The sequence below is a fragment of the Roseobacter sp. CCS2 genome (assembly GCF_000169435.1).
Lineage (GTDB): Bacteria > Pseudomonadota > Alphaproteobacteria > Rhodobacterales > Rhodobacteraceae > Yoonia.
In genome coordinates this window covers 603251-623436 of the sequence record NZ_AAYB01000002.1, presented here as the reverse complement: position 1 = coordinate 623436, position 20186 = coordinate 603251, and the positions used below count along the sequence as shown (strand labels likewise).

20 protein-coding genes are annotated in these 20186 nt (G+C 55.4%); 6 read left to right on the top strand and 14 right to left on the bottom strand.

The window, feature by feature from the left end:
- Positions 1 to 8 precede the first annotated feature (8 nt).
- The 3 genes from RCCS2_RS09765 to proS form a co-directional block, all read right to left on the bottom strand.
- Positions 9 to 614, bottom strand: coding sequence for a DUF2937 family protein (locus RCCS2_RS09765; RefSeq protein WP_008233785.1), 606 nt, complete (start codon positions 612 to 614; stop codon positions 9 to 11).
- 103 nt (positions 615 to 717) lie between these two features.
- The gene (locus RCCS2_RS09760; protein WP_008233775.1) at positions 718 to 1290 is read right to left on the bottom strand and encodes a peroxiredoxin; all 573 of its coding nucleotides are present in this window, start codon (positions 1288 to 1290) and stop codon (positions 718 to 720) included.
- On the bottom strand, positions 1287 to 2627 hold the full coding sequence (proS, locus tag RCCS2_RS09755) for a proline--tRNA ligase (protein ID WP_008233774.1): 1341 nt from the start codon (positions 2625 to 2627) through the stop codon (positions 1287 to 1289). Before proS ends, RCCS2_RS09760 begins: the two co-directional genes overlap by 4 nt.
- A 162-nt stretch (positions 2628 to 2789) precedes the next feature.
- Here proS and RCCS2_RS09750 point away from each other — a divergent pair, with 162 nt between their 5' ends.
- Genes RCCS2_RS09750 through RCCS2_RS09740 form a run of 3 tightly spaced genes read left to right on the top strand, consistent with a single transcriptional unit; the run spans position 2790 to position 6773 of the window.
- Positions 2790 to 3893: an AI-2E family transporter gene (locus RCCS2_RS09750; RefSeq protein ID WP_008233770.1), complete on the top strand. Its 1104-nt coding sequence runs from the start codon at positions 2790 to 2792 to the stop codon at positions 3891 to 3893.
- Positions 3894 to 4553, top strand: a complete 660-nt coding sequence (locus tag RCCS2_RS09745; protein ID WP_008233768.1) for a DnaA ATPase domain-containing protein — start codon at positions 3894 to 3896, stop codon at positions 4551 to 4553.
- Between the two features lie 51 nt (positions 4554 to 4604).
- Positions 4605 to 6773 (top strand): RNA degradosome polyphosphate kinase, encoded by a 2169-nt coding sequence (locus RCCS2_RS09740; protein ID WP_008233760.1) that lies wholly within the window; start codon positions 4605 to 4607, stop codon positions 6771 to 6773.
- Here RCCS2_RS09740 and RCCS2_RS09735 read toward each other — a convergent pair.
- Positions 6770 to 7804 carry a glycosyltransferase family 2 protein gene (locus RCCS2_RS09735; protein ID WP_008233758.1) on the bottom strand — a complete coding sequence of 345 codons (1035 nt, stop codon included), beginning with the start codon at positions 7802 to 7804 and terminating at the stop codon, positions 6770 to 6772. The two genes, RCCS2_RS09740 and RCCS2_RS09735, sit on opposite strands and share 4 nt — an antisense overlap.
- A gap of 173 nt (positions 7805 to 7977) precedes the next feature.
- Between RCCS2_RS09735 and RCCS2_RS09730 the strand changes: the two genes are divergently transcribed.
- Both RCCS2_RS09730 and RCCS2_RS09725 read left to right on the top strand, forming a co-directional pair.
- The gene (locus RCCS2_RS09730) at positions 7978 to 9540 is read left to right on the top strand and encodes a Ppx/GppA family phosphatase (RefSeq protein ID WP_008233756.1); all 1563 of its coding nucleotides are present in this window, start codon (positions 7978 to 7980) and stop codon (positions 9538 to 9540) included.
- Between the two features lie 301 nt (positions 9541 to 9841).
- The gene (locus tag RCCS2_RS09725) at positions 9842 to 10945 is read left to right on the top strand and encodes a PP2C family protein-serine/threonine phosphatase (RefSeq protein ID WP_442852261.1); all 1104 of its coding nucleotides are present in this window, start codon (positions 9842 to 9844) and stop codon (positions 10943 to 10945) included.
- A 3-nt stretch (positions 10946 to 10948) separates the two neighbouring features.
- Here RCCS2_RS09725 and RCCS2_RS09720 read toward each other — a convergent pair whose 3' ends face one another.
- Genes RCCS2_RS09720 through scpA form a run of 6 tightly spaced genes read right to left on the bottom strand, consistent with a single transcriptional unit; the run spans position 10949 to position 16257 of the window.
- Positions 10949 to 11326 carry a hypothetical protein gene (locus RCCS2_RS09720; RefSeq protein WP_037294011.1) on the bottom strand — a complete coding sequence of 126 codons (378 nt, stop codon included), beginning with the start codon at positions 11324 to 11326 and terminating at the stop codon, positions 10949 to 10951.
- A 37-nt stretch (positions 11327 to 11363) separates the two neighbouring features.
- Positions 11364 to 12362 (bottom strand): endonuclease/exonuclease/phosphatase family protein, encoded by a 999-nt coding sequence (locus RCCS2_RS09715; protein WP_008233751.1) that lies wholly within the window; start codon positions 12360 to 12362, stop codon positions 11364 to 11366.
- Positions 12359 to 13039, bottom strand: a complete 681-nt coding sequence (locus RCCS2_RS09710) for a molecular chaperone DjiA (RefSeq protein ID WP_008233748.1) — start codon at positions 13037 to 13039, stop codon at positions 12359 to 12361. The genes RCCS2_RS09715 and RCCS2_RS09710 overlap by 4 nt, the downstream gene beginning before the upstream one ends.
- A 12-nt stretch (positions 13040 to 13051) precedes the next feature.
- On the bottom strand, positions 13052 to 13519 hold the full coding sequence (locus tag RCCS2_RS09705; protein WP_008233740.1) for a GNAT family N-acetyltransferase: 468 nt from the start codon (positions 13517 to 13519) through the stop codon (positions 13052 to 13054).
- A complete protein-coding gene (locus RCCS2_RS09700; protein WP_008233739.1) occupies positions 13516 to 14127 on the bottom strand; it encodes a VOC family protein in 612 nt (203 codons plus the stop codon). The genes RCCS2_RS09705 and RCCS2_RS09700 overlap by 4 nt, the downstream gene beginning before the upstream one ends.
- Before the next feature lie 3 nt (positions 14128 to 14130).
- A complete protein-coding gene (scpA, locus tag RCCS2_RS09695; protein WP_008233738.1) occupies positions 14131 to 16257 on the bottom strand; it encodes a methylmalonyl-CoA mutase in 2127 nt (708 codons plus the stop codon).
- Between the two features lie 101 nt (positions 16258 to 16358).
- On the opposite strand from scpA, the gene RCCS2_RS09690 reads away from it, so the two are divergent.
- Positions 16359 to 16820: a DUF4174 domain-containing protein gene (locus tag RCCS2_RS09690; RefSeq protein ID WP_037294010.1), complete on the top strand. Its 462-nt coding sequence runs from the start codon at positions 16359 to 16361 to the stop codon at positions 16818 to 16820.
- A gap of 25 nt (positions 16821 to 16845) precedes the next feature.
- Here the strand turns inward: RCCS2_RS09690 and RCCS2_RS09685 are convergent, their stop codons facing one another.
- From RCCS2_RS09685 to RCCS2_RS18350, 4 genes are all read right to left on the bottom strand, one after another.
- Entirely contained in the window at positions 16846 to 18843 is a 1998-nt protein-coding gene (locus tag RCCS2_RS09685; RefSeq protein WP_008233736.1) for an acetyl-CoA carboxylase biotin carboxylase subunit, read from the bottom strand.
- Between the two features lie 99 nt (positions 18844 to 18942).
- Positions 18943 to 19149 carry a hypothetical protein gene (locus RCCS2_RS09680; protein WP_008233735.1) on the bottom strand — a complete coding sequence of 69 codons (207 nt, stop codon included), beginning with the start codon at positions 19147 to 19149 and terminating at the stop codon, positions 18943 to 18945.
- A 328-nt stretch (positions 19150 to 19477) separates the two neighbouring features.
- On the bottom strand, positions 19478 to 19828 hold the full coding sequence (locus RCCS2_RS09675) for a hypothetical protein (RefSeq protein WP_008233733.1): 351 nt from the start codon (positions 19826 to 19828) through the stop codon (positions 19478 to 19480).
- An 83-nt stretch (positions 19829 to 19911) separates the two neighbouring features.
- On the bottom strand, positions 19912 to 20055 hold the full coding sequence (locus RCCS2_RS18350; RefSeq protein WP_156788492.1) for a hypothetical protein: 144 nt from the start codon (positions 20053 to 20055) through the stop codon (positions 19912 to 19914).
- Positions 20056 to 20186 lie beyond the last annotated feature (131 nt).

Here is a 20186-nt window from a genome sequence, read left to right as displayed (position 1 = left end):
GTCGGTGCCTATCTTTGCACGCCGGCCAATCTGGGACGGTTGCCTTGGGTGCCCGCGACAAGTGTTGGGCGGGTCAAAGGCGGGTCAGATTTGATAGATGGGGGTTTGCGTTTTTGTTGCATAGGCTGCGATGCCTTCTTGCGGAACGGTAACGCGAACGCACCAAGCAAGGCTGCAAACGCCATCCAGCCACCCAGAAATCCGGTTCCCGCAGCGGCAGCACCTGCCACACTAAGCGGCATCGCTGGCGAAAAATCATCCCATACAGCCTGAACTGTCGCCGTGTCCGCCATACGGTGCGGCATCATCAGCCGTTCCATCGGTGAGGCATCGCGCAGGATCATCAGGTTCTCACTCAAACGTGCATGGCGCGCGAAGGTGCGCCGCCACATCGGTTCTTGGCTGGCAACCAAAGGTGTTTCGGCCATCGCCTGCAACATCTCTTCACGGCCCATGCCGTCAGCCAAGGCGGTTTGGTCAAAGTCCACAACCTGCCGTGTCAATTCATCCACTTGGCCCCCAAGGCGCTGCATGTATTGCTGCGAGAATTCAGGAAATTGCGACAGGCCCGCCGCACCGGTCAGGCCACCAATCAAACACAAGACCCTGATCATATCAGGAATCCTTTAAAGGAAATCATCGTCATCTGCTGCCTCGTGACGTTTTGTTTTGCCGCAACTTAGCAGGTTTTGGCGCAGGTGTTAACGCCGCATACGCCTATGCGCGTTCTTCCGCGTTATTGCGCAGCCATGCGATCACGTTCGCTGCGTCCTGATCGGGCGGAAAGACGGGGTAGAATGTCTTGGCGATCACACCGTCTTTGACGATCATCGTCAGCCGCTTATGCAGATGCTCACCTTCAACTTTGATCCCCGGCAAATTCAGTGCTTTACCCAGCACGTGATCGGCGTCTGAAAGCAAGGGAAATGGCAGGTGCAAACGCTCTGCCGCTTCTTTTTGATAGGCTGACGTCTGGGTTGAGATGCCGTAAAGACCGGTAACGCCCCATTCACGCAACTCCGCATAGTGATCGCGAAAGGCGCAGGACTGCGGCGTACACCCGCGGGCACCGGGAATTTGGTCCCAGCCATCGGGTAGGTCCCGATCCGGGCGGCCTGTCATCGGGTAGATGTAAAAAACAACCAGCCCGCGCAAATCAGGTAAAGTAACCGCCGGGCCATCCGTGGCTTGCAAGGTCACATCAGGCAGCGATAGCCCTTCCAGATGCGCCGCCTTGCCATCATCGGCGGGTGCCGGGATCAGCGACCAATCGACCTTTGTCAGGCTCATGCAATGCCTTCGTAGATTTTCGCGATTTTGGCGACAGCATCTTCGGGCGGCATCTCTTCGCTTTCACCAGTACGGCGGCAAGTGACTTCTACAACGCCGTTTTTCAGCCCGCGGGGACCAACCGTAATGCGCCAGGGCAGGCCGATCATATCCATTGTGCCAAACTTCGCCCCTGCCCGCTCGTCCCGGTCATCATAAAGCGGCTCTAGGCCCAGCGCTGTTAGCGACGCATAAAGCGCCTCGCAGGCGGCATCTGCGGCGGCGTCACCGGAACGCATGTTCAAGATACCACAGTGGAAAGGCGTCACACCTTCCGGCCAGATGATACCCTTATCATCATGGCTGGCCTCAATAATTGCGCCCAGCAGACGTGACACGCCGATCCCATGGCTGCCCATGTGGACCGGTACTTTACCGCCCTGCCCGTCATCGACCAACGCGCCCATGCTTTCAGAATACTTTGTACCAAAATAGAAAATCTGGCCAACCTCAATGCCGCGTGCGGTCCGTTTACGCTCCTCTGGGATCGCGTCGAACAGCGCTTCGTCGTGGGTTTCATCGGTCCGCGCATAGCGGCTGGTGAATTCTTCCAACACAGCCTGACATGCGGCTTTGTCATCATAATCAATCTGACGATCGCCGAACTTCAGATCAGTGATTTCGCTGTCATAGAATACCTCGCTCTCGCCTGTCTCGGCCAACACAAGAAACTCGTGCGTGTCATCGCCGCCAATCGGGCCACTGTCAGCGCGCATTGGAATGGCTTGCAGGCCCATACGTTCATACGTGCGCAGATAACTTACCAGATGGCGATTATAGGCATGCAGCGCGTCTTCTTTGGTCAGGTCAAAGTTATAGCCGTCTTTCATATAGAATTCGCGGCCCCGCATCACGCCAAAGCGAGGGCGGACTTCATCGCGGAACTTCCACTGAATTTGGTACAGGGTCAGCGGCAGGTCTTTGTAGCTGTTTACATGCGCGCGGAAAATGTCTGTGACTAGTTCCTCAGCCGTTGGTGTGAACAGCATATCGCGCCCACCGCGGTCCTTGATGCGCAGCATTTCTTCGCCGTAGGCATCATAGCGGCCACTTTCGCGCCAAAGGTCCGCGGATTGGATCGTTGGCATCTGAATGGCGATGTGTCCGGCACGCGCTTGTTCTTCGTGCACGATATTTTCGATCTTGCGCAGCACTTTAAAGCCCAGCGGCAGCCACGAATAGATGCCCGCACTGGCCTGTTTGATCATCCCCGCCTGCAACATATAACGGTGGCTGACGATCTGCGCCTCGCGGGGCGTTTCTTTGAGAACGGGCAGGAAATAGCGGCTCAGGCGCATGGGTGTGACCTTTTTGGATAAACGTGTTGGGATCGGTGTAATCGCCCGCGTGTGCGCTCGCAACCTGTCTCATCAACATAGGCGCCCATGTTTTCTGCGCAGCGGCCCTTGCGTCATCTTGCTGCACATCGCATCTATGAGACACGCAATTACGGATGATCCATGGCACTTCCTGTCGGACAACAAGCAAAATACTGGGGCGTTGCCACGGCTTTCTTTCTGGTCGTCTTATGGTTTTTGGGAGATGTGATCCTGCCGTTCGTCTTGGGTGGGGCAATTGCCTATTGCCTGGACCCAATTGCGGACCGGCTGGAAAAGGCGGGATGTTCGCGGATGGCAGCGGTTGCGATCATCACAATTGTGACCATCCTGATCTTTGTTTTATTGTTCTTACTGGTGATCCCGACACTGGTGCAGCAAACGGCCTCTTTGATTGATACCGCGCCTGAGCTTTTTGATCGGCTGCGTACCGGCCTGACCGAACGGTTTCCACAGCTGATGGACAACCAAAGCGTGGCATATCAACAGCTACTTGCCGTGGGTGAGACGATCCAATCCAAAGGCGGTGAGCTGGTGAACGGGCTTGTGTCGTCCGCACTTGGGTTGATCAACATCCTTGTGCTGCTCGTGATCGTTCCTGTTGTTGCCGTTTACATGTTGCTTGATTGGGACAACATGACCGCGAAAATCGACGATATGCTACCCCGCGACCACGTCGACACGATCCGGCAACTGGCACGCGATATTGACGCGACGCTGGCGTCATTCATTCGTGGGCAAGGCACGGTCTGTCTGGTGCTGGGCACATATTATGCTGTGGCCCTGATGTTGGCTGGTCTGAACTTTGGCTTGATTGTGGGGTTCATCGCCGGGTTGATCACCTTTATTCCGTATATTGGCGCGCTAGTCGGCGGCGTTTTGGCGGTTGGCCTTGCGCTTTTTCAGTTTTGGGGCAGTGTCGAGGTCGTCGATGGCGATACGATTTCCTACACCACCAATTGGCTGCGGATCGGCATTGTCGCAGGGATATTTGGGCTGGGTCAGTTCCTTGAAGGTAATATTCTGACGCCGAAACTGGTTGGCGGGTCGGTTGGTCTGCACCCTGTCTGGCTACTTTTTGCGCTGTCCGTTTTCGGTACCCTTTTCGGGTTTGTCGGGATGCTGGTTGCTGTTCCAATCGCCGCGATGATCGGTGTTGTCGCGCGTTGGGGGCTTGGCCAGTACAAGCACAGCATGCTGTATCGCGGGCAGTCCGAGGGCGACTAGATGTCAAACCAGCTTGCATTTGACTGGCCAACAGGGGTTGCGCTGGGGCCGGATGATTTCTTTGTCTCAGATGCAAACGCGCAAGCCTTTGCGATGCTCAGCACGCCCGAAGCATGGCCTGAACAAAAACTGGCCCTGATCGGACCAAGTGGTTGTGGTAAAAGCCATCTGTCACGGGTCTTTCAGGCGCAAAGTGACGCGTTTCTGATTGTCGCCAGCGAAATATCAGCGACATTCCAGACAGACGCATCAACGGTCATTATTGAAGATATGGAAACCTTGCCATCCGCCGCCGAGGAAGCAGTGTTTCACCTGCACAATAACTTGCGAAATGCAGGCGGGTCGCTTTTGTTGACGTCAGACCACCCGCCAAGCCGCTGGCCCATCACTTTGCCGGATTTGGCGTCACGGATGCAGGCCACGACAGTTGTGCAAATCGACAACCCGGATGACGCATTGCTGTCGGCCTTGATCATGAAACTTTTCGCAGACCGCCAGATCAACCCCCAGCCTGCTTTGGTACAATATCTATCAACGCGGATCGAACGCTCTTTCGCGGCGGCGGCAGACATTGTCGCGCGGCTGGATGCAGCGGCGCTGGCACAAGGACGCAAAATCAACAAATCACTTGCGGCCGAGTTGCTGGACAACCCCGGCTGAGGTCGCGATACTTGTCATAGAACCGCAACACATGCGGGACACAAAGGCCCCATGACGAACGCAAACTTTCTTGAAGGGGATTATCCATCCCCCACAACGCTTGATATCGACCTGACCGCGCCTGCGCGTTTCGTCAATCGCGAGCTGAGTTGGCTAAGCTTTAACTGGCGCGTGCTGGAAGAGGCCGAAAACCCGCGCGTGCCTTTGCTGGAACGGTTGCGGTTCTTGTCGATCTCGGCCACCAACCTTGATGAATTTTATACTGTGCGTGTCGCAGGTCTGCGCGAACTTGCAAACGAAGGCAACGTGACCCCCGGCCTTGATGGGCTGACCCCGGCAGAGCAATTAGTGGTGATTGATAAAGATGCGCGCGCGCTGATGTCGCGCCAGCAAACCGTGTTCACCGATCTGCAAACACTGATGGCCGCACAAGACATTCATATCCTTGATCGCGCAGCGCTGAGTGAGGATGACATCGCCTATCTGGAAAACGTGTTCATCGAACAGGTCTTTCCGGTCCTATCCCCCCTTGCCATTGACCCCGCGCATCCGTTCCCCTTCCTGCCGAACGAAGGTTTCGCCCTTGCACTGCAACTGGAACGGCCCAGCGACAAACGTCAGCTACGCTCGCTTTTGCCAGTGCCTGCGCAGATTGATCGTTTTGTGGCCCTGCCCGCCGACAGCGGACATCGGTTCCTGCCGCTGGAAGAGCTGTTGTTGCTGCATATCGGGCGGCTGTTCCCGGGGTATCGGATCAAGGGAAGCTGCGCCTTCAAAGTTCTTCGCGACAGCGATCTGGAACTGGAAGATGAAGCCGAAGATCTGGTGCGCGAATTTGAAACCGCACTGAAACGCAGGCGGCGTGGTGAGGTGGTGCGCCTTAAGATTTCCGAAGGCGCGCCCAGCGCATTGAAAACACTGATCATGTCCGAATTGCATGTGACCGAAGAAACGGTGGTCGAAGTGGATGGCCTGATCGGCATCGCCGATCTGGGCGAACTGGTACTGGAAAACCGTCCAGACTTGCTATGGCCCACTTTTGCGCCGCGCGTGCCCGAACGCGTGCAGGATCACGACGGCGATATGTTCGCCGCGATCCGCCAAAAGGACATGCTGCTGCACCACCCCTATGAAACCTTCGACATGGTTGTTCGCTTTCTGACCCAAGCGGCCCGCGACCCCAATGTCGTGGCGATCAAACAAACGCTCTACCGCACCTCTAAACGCTCACCCATCGTCGAGGCACTTTGCGAAGCCGCAGAAGACGGCAAATCCGTGACTGCGCTTGTCGAACTCAAAGCCCGCTTTGACGAGGCCGCCAATATCCGCCAGTCGCGACGGCTAGAGCGGGCGGGTGCGCATGTCGTTTACGGTTTCCTGAACTACAAAACCCACGCCAAGATCAGTACGGTTGTGCGCCGCGAAGGCGACAAGCTGGTCACCTATACCCATTTTGGCACTGGCAACTATCACCCGATCACGGCACGTATTTATACCGACCTCAGCCTCTTTACTTGCGACGCGAAACTGGGACGTGACGCGACAAAGGTGTTCAATTACCTATCCGGCTATGCCCAACCGGACGGGTTGGAAAATCTGTCGATCTCGCCCTTGACGCTGAAACAAACCTTACTGGACCGTATCGCCGCCGAGGCCAAGAACGCACGCGATGGCAAACCCGCCATGATCTGGGCCAAGATGAACTCGCTGATCGAAAGCGACGTGATTGATGCGCTTTATGCGGCCAGTCAGGCAGGGGTCAAAATCAGTCTTGTTGTGCGCGGTATCTGCGGCTTGCGCCCCGGCGTGGCGGGGCTATCTGAAAACATCCGGGTCAAATCCGTTGTCGGGCGGTTTCTGGAACACTCGCGCATCGTGTGCTTTGGCAACGGCAGTAACTTGCCCTCCAAAAAGGCCAAGGTTTATATCAGTTCGGCCGATTGGATGGGCCGCAACCTGAACCGCCGGGTTGAGACATTGGTCGAAATCAAGAACGCCACCGTCAAAGCCCAGATCGTGAGCCAGATCATGGCCGCCAATATGGCCGATATCGCGCAAAGCTGGGTCATGTCTGCCGACGGCAGCTTTACCCGGGCCATCATTGAAGAAGGCACCTTCGCCTTCAACTGCCACCGGTTCTTTATGGAAAACCCGTCGCTGTCAGGACGTGGATCTGCGGGGGCATCAGACGTGCCACAGCTGACGCATACGGATGACTAATCGAAACCCAACGCATTTTCCGTACGCACAAAGTCGTCAAAACCACTGAGCCGCGTCGATGATTTGCATAGGAACGTAGATTCCTCCTCATCCATTTTGGTCAATAACCGCGCAAGATCAGCATACTCTGAGGCGCCGCCAGGGTGCTGGCCATCCGCAATCGCCTGTGCAATTCGACGATAAACTTGACCATTAAACTTGAAGTGGCAAAGTGGTAGTAGCGCATGTCGATTGGTTTTGAGACGTACCTGATGCGACGTTTCAAAAACTGCCTCTTCGGTACCGCGTATCAGGATTGGCTTGTAAACCGCATTGTACCGTACCGGTTTCAGCCCCAACCCGTGCCCCAGCCGTTGAAGTTTAGACCCCGCCTTTGGGTTCAGTCCATGCGCGCCCAACAATCGAGCACGACTGCCGCCATAAGTTACTTTTGGTGATTTGTCCTCACGCAAGCTTAAGTGCTGTAAACCATCGAAATACCATGCAGCACCTAAATCAAAACTGTCTTGCGCGTCCATGTCCCGCAGGTCACAGATTGATGCCGGATACATATCTAACATGACAGACCAAACTGCATGCGCTTCGGCATCTTTACGTGCAAGGGCATCGGAAACCTCTGCAATACTCATGCCGTCGGGCAAATGCAAAAACTCGTCCACGTCCACATGCAAAGACCATTGATTCAAAGCGAAAAACTGAATTAACTGTGTGCGCCACAACAGATCCATTCTGCGATGTTCCAGCTTATAGGCCGCCGCCACATCGTTACCAACACGATCACCAAATTTGTAAGGGCTATTAAGAACAATGACATCAGCTTGCTCTGCGAGGAAAGCAGATGTGCCATCATCAGACCTGTCATCTATGAAAACGAACCGCGCAACACCAAGCTTGCGATAGTGCGTTAGAAACGCCGGCAAAAAATACATCTCATTGCGCACAAGACCCGTCAATGTGAAGCCCTGCAAACGGTCGGGATCACCGCTGACAACGGTCAAATCGTCAAAACTGCTGCGCGAGTCTTTCATCATTTGGTGCCGGGTCCTTTGTCTAAAACTGAGTGCGTTGCATTTTAGACAAAAAGGCTCTCAAACAACACTGGCGAATACGCAGGCAGATAATGCAGCCAGTCCACGACCCTTTGGTTGACGCATCAGCACGATTGATGAATACCTTTTTGCGGGGATATCGACCGGGGTTTTCAATGACACAAGCGCCTGTAGAGGACACAATCGACTGGGGCCCGTTCGGTCGCCCCTTGTTTGAAGACGCAGCCGCCAAAAGGCTGAGCCGGGTGGGCGTGATTGATGTGGGCTCAAACTCTGTCCGACTGGTGGTTTTTGATGGGGCCGCCCGTTCGCCTGCCTATTTCTATAACGAAAAAATCATGTGTGCCTTGGGTGCGGGCCTTTCGCAAACGGGGCATCTGAACCCCGAAGGGCGCGTCCGCGCGATTTCCGCGATCCGCCGCTTTGCCGCGCTGGCCGAAGGAATGGGTATTCCCCCATTGACGGCCGTGGCGACGGCGGCGGTGCGCGAAGCGACAGACGGTGGTGACTTTCAGGCCGACGTGTTGCGCGAAACGGGTATTAAGCTGTGGGTGATCGACGGTAAGGAAGAGGCACGCCTTTCGGCACAGGGTGTCTTGCTGGGCTGGCCCGGCAGCTATGGATTGGTATGTGACATTGGCGGGTCATCAATGGAATTGGCTGATCTGGCCGACGGCCGCGTCGGGCGCCGCCTAACATCCGCGCTTGGACCGCTGAAACTGCGCGAAATCAAAGGCGGGCGCAAAGCCGTCAAAGCCTACGTGCGTGAAACCATGCAACAGCTTCATGATGAAATGGGCAATGTCACCGGTATGCGCCTGTTTCTGGTCGGTGGGTCGTGGCGGGCTATTGCCCGGGTTGACATGGAACGGCGGGATTATCCGCTGACGGTTTTGCATGAATACCGCATGAGTTCCCGCCAGATCACCAAGACCGCAGACTATATTCGTAAATCAGACCTGCAAGAACTGCGCGGTCGCTGCAATATCTCGGACAGCCGGATGTCGCTGGTGCCGCTGGCCTCAATCGTGCTGAAAGAACTGATGCGCACATTCAAACCCAAGGATGTGGCGATTTCATCCTACGGTATCCGCGAAGGCATGCTGTACGAACAAATGCCACGCGCCCTGCGCGAACGCGACCCGCTGATCGAGGCCTGCCGCTTTGCCGAAGCCAAGGATGCCCGCCTGCCGGGGTTTGGCCGTGTGCTTTACGATTTCATCAAACCGCTATTTCCCCGTGCCAATTGGCAGCGCAAGCGGATCATCAAGGCGGCCTGCCTACTGCATGATGTCAGCTGGCGTGCACACCCTGATTACCGCGCCGAAGTGACCTTTGATAACGCAACCCGCGCCAATCTGGGCGGCCTGAAGCATTATGAACGTGTCCTGCTGGGTCTTGCGCTGATGAACCGCTACACCAGCAAAAGCGCGAACGCCCGCTATGATCCGCTTTTTGCGATGCTGGATGATGCCCAAATCAAAGAGGCCGAAGTTCTTGGCAAAGCGATGCGCCTTGGTGCGATGCTTTGGCTGACAGCGGATGAAGAACCGGGAACTTTGCGCTGGAAACCCCAAAAACGTGAACTCACCCTGCGGTTGACGGAACACGCGCGCCCACTTTTTGGTGAAGTCGCACAGTCCAGATTTGATGGGCTTGTCACCGCGATGAATGCAACCGGGACGGTAAATTTCGTAAAACGATTCTCAAAAAAGTGAGCTTAATACGGTAGATTCGTGCGCGAAAGTGACCTTACGGCAAAATCGCGCTATGGTTGTAGTATCCAAATAATCAACAATTAATACAAATGCATAAAACTGTTTTCGTTACGGGCCGCAAAATTAGCATATAAATGAACCAAAAGTGAACAAAAGCACTTTTGACATCCAAAAGACCGATTTTTTGCCTTATTTGGCTCGCTTTTTACACCTGTTCGAGAGAAGTTGTGTTTATAGGCTCTCGTATTTGTATGAGTGAAGTATGCCCCTCGGGGGTGACAGTTAAATTTGAATGGTGAACGTGTTGAACAAAGCAGTCAGGTTCGATGTTGCGACAGCGGCAATCAAAGGTGGACGGGATTATCAAGAAGATAGTCTGATCGCCAATTTCCCTCAGGGACAAGAAACAGGTTTTGCGGTTTTGGCCGATGGCATGGGCGGGCATCTGTCCGGCGATGTTGCCAGCGCTATCGTGATGTCAGAGGTGTTTGGCGATATCAAACGCAAGGAAATGTCGCTCGACAAACAGATCACTGATGTGTCGGCGCTATTGTGCAGCACGGCGGCCGCTGCGAATGCCTGTGTGGCCCAGTACATTGATGAAACGCCAGACAGCTATGGTATGGGTGCAACCTTGCTGGCCTGTGTCATTCGTGGCGATGATCTTTACTGGGTTTCTGTGGGGGATTCGCCCTTGTTTCTGTTCCGTGACGGCGAACTGCGCCAATTGAACCAAGATCATTCAATGGCGCCGCAGATCGACATGATGGTCAAAGTGGGCGCCATGGACCCAGAGGTTGGGCGCAACCACCCTGATCGCAATACGCTTACCTCTGCGATTGCCGGTGTCGAAATTGCCAAGATCGATTGCCCGGACACACCGACGACAATCTTGCCGGGGGATATCATTCTTGTCGCAAGCGATGGTTTGCAGTTCCTGTCTAACGATGCAATCGCTGATATCTTGCAAAAGACACAAGATGCCCGCAGCGCGGACATCACCGAAGCTTTGCTATCTGCAATCAACGACCTTGCCGACCCAGAGCAGGACAACGCGGCCTTTAGCGTCATCAAACTAGGTGCACGTGATCAAGTAAACATGCCGAAACCGGCGGATGCCACATCTGCGCTTGTGCAATTGCGTGCTGATCTGGGCCATAGCCCGGCCGCTGCTACCGAAAACGAAGAAGAGATTGCCGCTGACACCGTTACCGAAGAACCAACCGAGGCTCGTGAACCAATCGATATTCCGACTAAGCGCGTTATTCGTCTGGTGACGTCGCAAGCGTTGAGCTTTGACAGGCCCGCGGTCGCGGCTAAAGAAGGCGCTGCCTCGGCTGAGAAAACAAACCCTCAAGGCGGGCATGGCAGTTGGTATCGGCGGCAGCGGTCGTCAAACGATTAAGCGCTAAAGCTCAATTTCTGATCCTTCAAATTCGGGTTTCCAGATCGGGGCGTCAGGGCTGCGGCGCATGATGATATCGCCGTTGGGCAAAAACTCTGGCGCGTCATAGTTGCGCAAATCGTCCACCTGTTCCAACAGGTCCGCAAAGGCGGGACCGACCGACTGCGCAAATTCTCCAAAAGCGGGCCCCATATCTTCAAAGCTGTCGCGCAGCGCGTTGATTGTTGGTTCCATCTCATCCATCAGGCCACGCATCAACATGCGTGCGCCTTCTTCCATAAGATCGAAACCTTCATCCGTCTCGGGCGTCGTGGTGTCTTGCGCCATGGCCGGTGTCCACAAAAGGCCCGCGGCAAGTGTAAATGCAATAATCCGTTTCATACCACCAAAGGTAAGAACGACTGCGCGCAATTTCAAATCACAAATCAATGTCCAGAACGACAGGAAAGTGATCCGAGGCGGCCAAAAGCCCATCCCGCAAAACAACATCTGCATAACACGCAGGGTGATCAAACGGATGCCAGATTTGCCATATGGGGGCTTTCTGGCGCAATCCCTGTGACACCATAACATAATCTAGCAACGCTTGCAGATAAGGCTCACCCTTGCGCTTGAAACGCGCGGTCGACGGGGATGCACCAAAGCGACGCGACAGCACCATCTGCGCATGGGGATCGAAAAGCTGCTCTTCGGCTCCCTCGCCCAGCACAATTTCTATCCCAGACCGCCCAAACAGCTTTTCATATTCATCCAGTCCCGGACCATCGTTAAAATCACCCAGCACGATCAGGTGTTCACCGGCTGCAAGGTGCTGTTCCACGCGCTTGCGCAGCCAGACACATTGCGCCAGTTGCTTGCGCCTGTTCTGGATTGAAATACGGGTTGCCTCGGCGTCGTTGCGCGCACCATGTGGGGCTTTTGATTTGGCATGCACACCGATCAAGCGCACCGGGCCACTGCCTGTTGTCAAAGCAATCTCTAGCGGCGGTTTCGACCATGTGATCGGGTCGGGATGCGCATCAACATCCACGTCCATATGAAACTGGCCGTCGAATTGCGGTGCATCTGCAGCATTTTGCGGGTCATGGACCGCGTCCAGCACATCAGGATCGTAAAGAAGTACGATTTCCTGCTGCGTGTCATTGGTAAACCCTGTCACAGCCTCGCGCGCACGCAAATCAAAGCGCGCTGCGAAATGCGCAAGCGCCTTGCGCGCATCACGGTGCGGGCTGGTATCAGGTGCCTCAATAATCATGACAACATCTGCGTCCAGCGCACCAAACACAACGCCCAAGCCAGCAGTTTGCTGCGCCTTAGTCACATCCCAGCGCGACGACCAACTGTCGTCGTCGATCAGCGCGCCAGTATTATCAAAAAGACTGTTGAACCATTCCACATTGTAAGTGGCGATCCTCACCCGCGCGCGCCTTGGATTTCTTCCCAGGCGCGATTGATCGCAACCATCCGCCGTTCGGCCAGTTTGACAGCCTCTTCCGGGACACCGCGCGCCATCATCTGATCAGGGTGGGTTTCGCGTACCAATTTGCGCCACGCAGCACGGACATCTTCCATTGAGGCGGTCGGATCTACGCCCAGAATGTCATAAGGATCGCGTTCAGCCTCGGCGACGAACTGGCCGCGAATGCCGCGGAACCGGCGTTCGTCAAAGCCAAATATTTTCGCAACGTTATGCAAAAAATCATCCTCTTTGGGATGATAAAAACCATCAGCCATTGCGATATGAAACAGCCCCTCCAACAGGTCACAAAGCGGGCGGTCATCGTCGCCATACATCGCCTTGATCCGGCGGGCATAGGTGTCGTACCCCGCCACATCCTGCCGGGCGAGGTTGAACACGCGTGCCGCATTCGCCTCTTCCTCCGGCGGGATCAGGAACACTTCGCGGAACGCCACAACTTCATCCTTGGTGACTAAACCATCCGCTTTGGCCATCTTTGCGCCCAACGCGATCACAGCAATGGCAAAGGCCACCGTGCGATCAGGCGATGCGCGCAGCTTTTCAAAAACAGCTGACAGCCCTTCGCCCTTGGTCAGGGCGGCAATTGCTTCGGCCATCCGTGACCAAATCGACATGAAATCTGTCCTTTAAAGGCGTTTCTGCATCAAAACGAGGTCTATCCAACGCCCAAACTTGAACCCCACTTCGGGCAGCGTTGCAACCTTTTGAAAGCCCAACTTTGCATGGAATGCGACCGCACCTGCGTTTTCAGCGCTGCATCCGGCAAACATCGTGTGTTTATCGGCCGTCTTTGCATCGGCAAAAAGCGCGTCCATCAACTGCTTGCCGCCGCCTTTTCCGTGGCCATCACCATGCAGCATAATCGTATGTTCGACCGTGAACCGATAGCCTTCGCCGCCCCGAAACGGGAAATAGCGCGCAAAGCCCAGCACCTGCCCATCCTCATCCCAAACCAGACAGTCCTGCGCGCAAAGCGTTGCGACTTCATCTTCGGATTTTTCAACCGGGTTGAAGGTGATCGTTGTCTCACGGATCGCGTGGTTCCAGATTGCCGCGATCTGCGGCGCGTCGGCGGCGGTCGCGGCACGGATCATTCCAGCGTTCTCAATCCGTGAGGTGTATTAAAGGTGGCGCGCATACCGAATGGCCCTGCCTTTAGAGTGACGCGATCATCCTCAAGCTCCATCATCTGGCTAAGGTGATCAGCATCGGGGTGGCTGACCTCAAAGGTCAACAGTGTCACACCACTTTGCGGCAACCGGTCCGCTGGATGATGCGTGCCTTCCGCCCACTCGATCAGGGTTGGAAATGCCCCGTTGTAAGGCAAACTGCCATCATCAGGTACAGTGATCTGCCATTTCAGATCAGCCCGCGTAAGGGCGCGCGGCGTGCCGACCTCTGCCGGTGCTTTTGCAAGCGCCCTTACCAGATCGTCCGTCTGACAAATCCAATTTCCAAGACGCGCGGGACCTGTGAAATCATCCAGACCAAACCATGCATGCCCCGCATCAGGAACAGCACCCGGCTCTTTTGCAATCACCTCCAGATACAGCCCATCGGCCAGCCCCAGCAGCGTATTATGCGTGCCAAAGCGCGCATGTTGCCCGCCGGGTTGCAATGTCACGCCAAGCTGTTCCTCAACCCATGCCGTCCCTTCGACAAGGTTGGTGCAGGCTACGGCCAGGTGATCAAGTTTCAACATGGATCAACCGCGCGTTTCGCGAATGATATCCAGAATATCCTGCGCTGCCTTGGGGATATTCGTGCCCGGCCCAAAGATCGCCTTGACCCCGCTATCATAAAGGAACTGGTAATCCTGCTGCGGAATGACGCCACCGCAGATGACGATGATATCCTCGGCCCCGGCCTCTTTCAGCGCGGCCACCAGTTTGGGTGCAAGCGTCTTGTGCCCCGCCGCTTGGCTACTGATCCCAATGACATGCACATCGTTGTCGATGGCATCCTGTGCTGCCTCGGCAGGTGTCTGAAACAATGGTCCGACATCCACATCAAAGCCGATATCCGCAAAGGCCGTCGCGATCACCTTTGCGCCCCGGTCATGCCCGTCTTGGCCCATCTTCACGACTAACATACGCGGGCGGCGCCCTTCGTCCTCGGCAAACTTTTCAACTGAAGACTGTATTGCCGCAAACCCTTCGTCGCCTTCATAAGCGGCACCATAAACGCCTGCCAAAGTTTTCACCTCGGCGCGGTGCCGTCCGAATGCTTTTTCCATTGCCATGCTAATCTCTCCGACTGTGGCGCGGGCGCGTGATGCCTCGACCGCCGCTTCCAGCAAATTGCCGCCTTCGTTGGCGCGGCGGGTGAGTTCGGTGAGGGCTGCTTCGCAAGCCGCATCATCGCGCGCCGCTTTCGTGGCCTCAATCCGCGCAATTTGTGACAAGCGCACCGCATCGTTATCGATATCCAGAATGTCGATCGGGTCTTCATTGTCCTTGCGGTATTTGTTCACACCGACAACCACCTCGGTGCCACGATCAATGCCCGCCTGCCGCTTGGCCGCTGTTTCTTCAATCCGCAGCTTCGGCATTCCAGAGGCGACCGCTTTGGTCATACCGCCCATTTCTTCGACTTCTTCAATCAGCGCCCAAGCCGCCTCGGCCAGTTCATGGGTCAGGTTTTCGACATAGTAAGAGCCTGCCAGCGGATCGACCACATTGGTCACACCGGTTTCTTCCTGCAAAATCAACTGGGTGTTGCGGGCAATCCGCGCGCTGAACTCAGTCGGCAATGCAATCGCCTCATCCAGCGCATTGGTGTGCAACGACTGTGTGCCGCCCAACACCGCGCTCATCGCCTCGTAAGCTGTGCGGATCACATTGTTATACGGGTCCTGTTCCTGCAGTGACACGCCGGAGGTCTGGCAATGGGTGCGCAGCATGGACGACTTGGGGTTCTTGGGTTCAAATTCCGCCATGATCCGCGACCACAGCAGGCGGGCGGCGCGCAGTTTGGCAGCCTCCATGAAGAAATTCATGCCAATGGCAAAAAAGAACGACAGCCGCCCTGCGAACTGATCCACGTCCATGCCGCGTGCAATCGCGGTGCGCACATATTCACGCCCATCAGCCAGCGTATAGGCCAGCTCTTGCACCAAATTCGCACCTGCCTCTTGCATGTGGTAGCCCGAGATCGAGATCGAGTTGAACTTCGGCATCTCATTGGTCGTATATTCGATAATATCCGCAATGATCCGCATCGACGGTTCCGGCGGATAAACATAAGTATTCCGCACCATAAATTCTTTCAGAATGTCGTTCTGAATGGTGCCGGACAGTACATTGCGCGGATGCCCCTGCTCTTCCCCGGCCACGATGAAGTTCGCCAGAATAGGGATGACCGCGCCGTTCATCGTCATCGACACCGAAACCTTATCGAGCGGGATGCCATCAAACAGGATTTTCATATCCTCAACGCTATCAATCGCCACACCCGCCTTGCCGACATCACCTTCAACGCGTGGGTGGTCACTGTCATAACCACGGTGCGTCGCCAGATCGAAGGCGACAGACACACCCTGCTGACCCGCCTCAAGCGCTTTGCGGTAGAATGCGTTCGATTCCTCAGCTGTTGAGAACCCCGCATATTGCCGGATCGTCCACGGGCGGCCTGCGTACATCGTGGCCTTTACACCGCGCGTAAAGGGGGCCTCGCCCGGAATACCGCCCATATGCGGCAATCCATCCGTATCATCAGCGGTGTAAAGCGGCCGGACCGGAATGCCTTCCAAAGTATCCCACGTCAGCGCCTCCAAAGGCTTGCCACGCAGCTCTTTGCGGGCAATCTCTTCCCATGTTTTCTTGTCAGACATTGGCACCTCCGAAAGGGGTTGGTTCAGGTAACACGCATTTGTTTTCACCAAAATGCAGTTGCCCCTTAGCTTTTGGCGCAAGCGCCTCTATATCCATGTTTATGAAGTTATTGACGAACATCGCGCTTGCCGCACTCATCGCCCTGCCTGCAACGGCACAAGAACAAACCGTCCTTGAACGCTGGGAAGAAGACCGCACCCAAGTCTTTGACGGGGCGGAAATTACGTTGGATGACCTGAACTGGGTTGCGCGTCCATTGGTGGTCTTTGCAGACACACCCAACGATCCGCGCTTCCAGCAGCAAATGGATTTGCTGTTGGCGGATGTCGAACGGCTTGCTGAACGCGACGTCATTCTGATCACTGACACTGATCGCGCCACAATGTCGGATCTGCGGATCGAATTGCGGCCACGCGGGTTCATGATGGCTTTGGTTAGCAAAGATGGCCGCGTGGCCCTACGCAAGCCAAGCCCATACAGCGTGCGCGAACTGTCACGATCCATCGACAAAATGCCCCTGCGCCAGCAAGAGATTTCAGATCGCCGGATGGTGGGGCAATAGCCGCGTGATGAAGTGGCGATGGTGATCATTCAAACTCCATAATCACTTCGTCAACGGCAAGGCTATCGCCCGCACCCGCTTTGATCTTTTTCACAGTGCCCTTCTTTTCGGCCCGCAGGATGTTTTCCATCTTCATCGCCTCAACGGTGCAAAGCGCCTGACCTTCCTGCACCTCATCACCTTCGGCCACATCAACCTTTACGATCAGGCCGGGCATAGGGCACAGCAGATATTTCGACGTATCAGGAGCCACCTTTTCAGGCATCAGCGCTGCAAGTTCGGCCTGACGCGGGGTGCGCACATGCACTTTCAAATCCGCCCCACGATAGCGGACGCGGAAGCCACCAGAGATTTTGCCGATCTTCAAAACCAAAGGTGATCCATCCACGCTCAGGCGCGCCAGTGGATCGCCCGGTGTCCAATCGCTTTCCACCCGCAGGGACCGGTCGCCAATCGCAACATCCGCACCGGTTTTGTCTGCGCTGATTTTCACGTCATGCGCGTGGCCTTGCAGTTTAACTACCCAATCTTCGCCCACGTGGCGTTCGTGATTATCCATGCGGCCAGAAATGCGCGTACGGCGAATTTCAGCGACCCGGTGCATCGCGGCGGCAGCGGCAGCAACACGTTCGCAGGTGTCCTTATCCAATGTCACCCCTTCAAAACCGTCGGGGTATTCTTCTTCGATAAAGGCGGTTGTCATATTCCCGCTGGTGAACTTTGGATGGTCATACACCGCCGCGAGGAACGGCAGGTTATGCCCGATCCCTTCCAATTCGAACCCATCAAGCGCAAGCCGCATCTCCTCAATCGCGGTGGCACGGTCAGGGGCCCAAGTGCACAGCTTGGCGATCATCGGGTCATAGTACATGCTGATCTCGCCGCCCTCGAACACACCAGTGTCATTGCGGACAGCACGGGTTTCCGTGGCCTCTTCAACAGGGGGGCGATAGCGAGTTAGACGCCCGATCGACGGCAGAAACCCACGATACGGGTCTTCGGCATAAAGACGGCTTTCCATTGCCCAGCCGTTGATCTTGAGGTTCTTCTGCGTAAAAGGCAGTTTTTCCCCAGCGGCCACGCGGATCATCTGTTCAACCAGATCAACGCCTGTGATCAATTCAGTCACAGGGTGTTCCACCTGCAAGCGGGTGTTCATTTCAAGGAAATAGAAATTGCGGTCACCATCAACGATGAATTCAACCGTACCGGCGCTGGTATAACCAACAGCCTGCGCCAATGCGACGGATTGTTCGCCCATCGCCTTACGGGTGGCTTCATCCAAGAAAGGACTTGGGGCTTCCTCAATCACTTTCTGGTTTCGGCGCTGGATCGAACATTCACGCTCGTGCAGATACACCGCATTGCCGTGCCCATCGCAAAGCACCTGAATTTCGATGTGGCGCGGTTGGGTCACGAATTTCTCGATAAAGATACGGTCGTCGCCAAAGCTGTTGGCGGCCTCGTTCTTGGACGACTGGAAACCTTCGCGCGCCTCGTCATCGTTCCACGCAATCCGCATGCCCTTACCGCCACCACCGGCAGAGGCTTTGATCATCACGGGATAGCCAACTTGGTTAGAGATTTTGACAGCCTCTTCGGCGTCTTCGATCAACCCCATGTAGCCGGGTACGGTGGACACATCTGCATCCTGCGCGATTTTCTTGGATGTAATCTTATCGCCCATCTTCTCAATCGCGCCTTTTGGCGGGCCGATAAAGGTAACGCCAGCGGCATCAAGCGCATCGGCGAATTTAGGGTTCTCTGACAAAAAACCATAACCGGGATGCACAGCTTCAGCACCGGTTTGTTTGATCGCATCCATGACCTTGTCGATGACAATATAGGATTCGTTGGCGGGGGGCGGGCCAATGTGCACCGCTTCATCAGCCATTTTCACATGCAGCGCATTGCGGTCGGCGTCCGAATAAATCGCAACTGTCTGAATGCCCATCTTGCGGGCGGTCTTGATAACACGACAGGCAATTTCACCACGGTTTGCGATCAGGATTTTTTTGAACATTGTCTTCACGTCCCCAAAAACGAAAAAACCGCCGCAGGGACGTGGCCCCAGCGACGGTCTTTATGCATTGCACGCCCGCAATGGGCGCGATTGTTTAACTTAGCGGCAGCCGTTGATGCCTGCGTCGTCACACAGAACGCCGGCTGCTGCACCTGCCAGGATTGTCCCTGTGCGGTCCGTACCCAGTACTTCTGCAGCCACAAGGCCAGCGCCTGCACCTGCGACGCCACGTTCCACGTCGCCCTCAAGGCAACCTGCCAAACCAAATACTGCCACTGTCGCGAGGATGATTGATGTCTTTTGCATAATCTTAAACCTATCATTGTGATATCGACCGCCCCACGATTGGTGCGGTCTGCGCCACGATGAATAGCAATTTCACAATGATATCCAATATCACCCGTCATTTTTGCGCTATACAGGCGGAAAACCGTTATCGGCCCGCTTGGTGAGTAAGCGGGCCGATCAGGGGAAGGGTAACGGTATAGAGAATTTGCAGCAGAACAAATTCTGGAACGTCCTGCTACACCATTGACTGTGACCAAAGAATGGCGATCTGAATAGCATTGTTTCGCGGGCCCGGCGGAATAAGCGAATTCCCGCTTAGATTGTTTCGGCAAATTATCGTTCACGTTCAACTGTCCTCCACGATCTCGGGGAATGTCTGACGCGCAACATTCACATCAATCCGCAGCATCGCTTCATAGCTGGCGGGATCAAATGGGTCTTCGGCTGGGATTACCTCGCGCCCGAAAAGCCAGCTCAGACGTCCAGCATCAAGATTGCCGCGCACAAACGGGTCTTCACCAAAGTGTTCCCATAGGGCCTGCATAAAACCCGCGTCCGCGCGCTTGTCTGGTGGGCGCCGGTCGGGATAGCGGATGCGTTCGGTCAGTGGTGTTGCACCGCCTTTGTTTGCGCGGCGCAGCACGAACTGAAAATCGGTTCCCGGCAATCGCCCGGGGAACCCGCGATGTTTGTCCATATAGGGAAGATTAGCCATGCGCCCCTCCGGTCAAAAAGGGGGCGGGATGGACGGGCCCCAAAGCCCGTCCAAAACTGTGCGCTTTAGTAACCCAACCGGTCGTAATCGACCTGTTGTTGTGCTGCTGCATCCGAGGTGAATTGCAGCGGCGCGCGGTCTTGGCTGCCAGATACGGCAACAATCGCCATGAGCGCTGCGACCGAAAACGCAATAAGTCCTTGTAGCATTTTATTTGCCTGCCTCTGTTTGTGCAGGGCTGCCAGTGATCTTCGCCACCTTTGCCCCACGAGAACGCGATATCAATTTCACGTGCTGGCAACTTAGGCAAAAACACTGTGCTCTCAAACGCCTTCAAAGC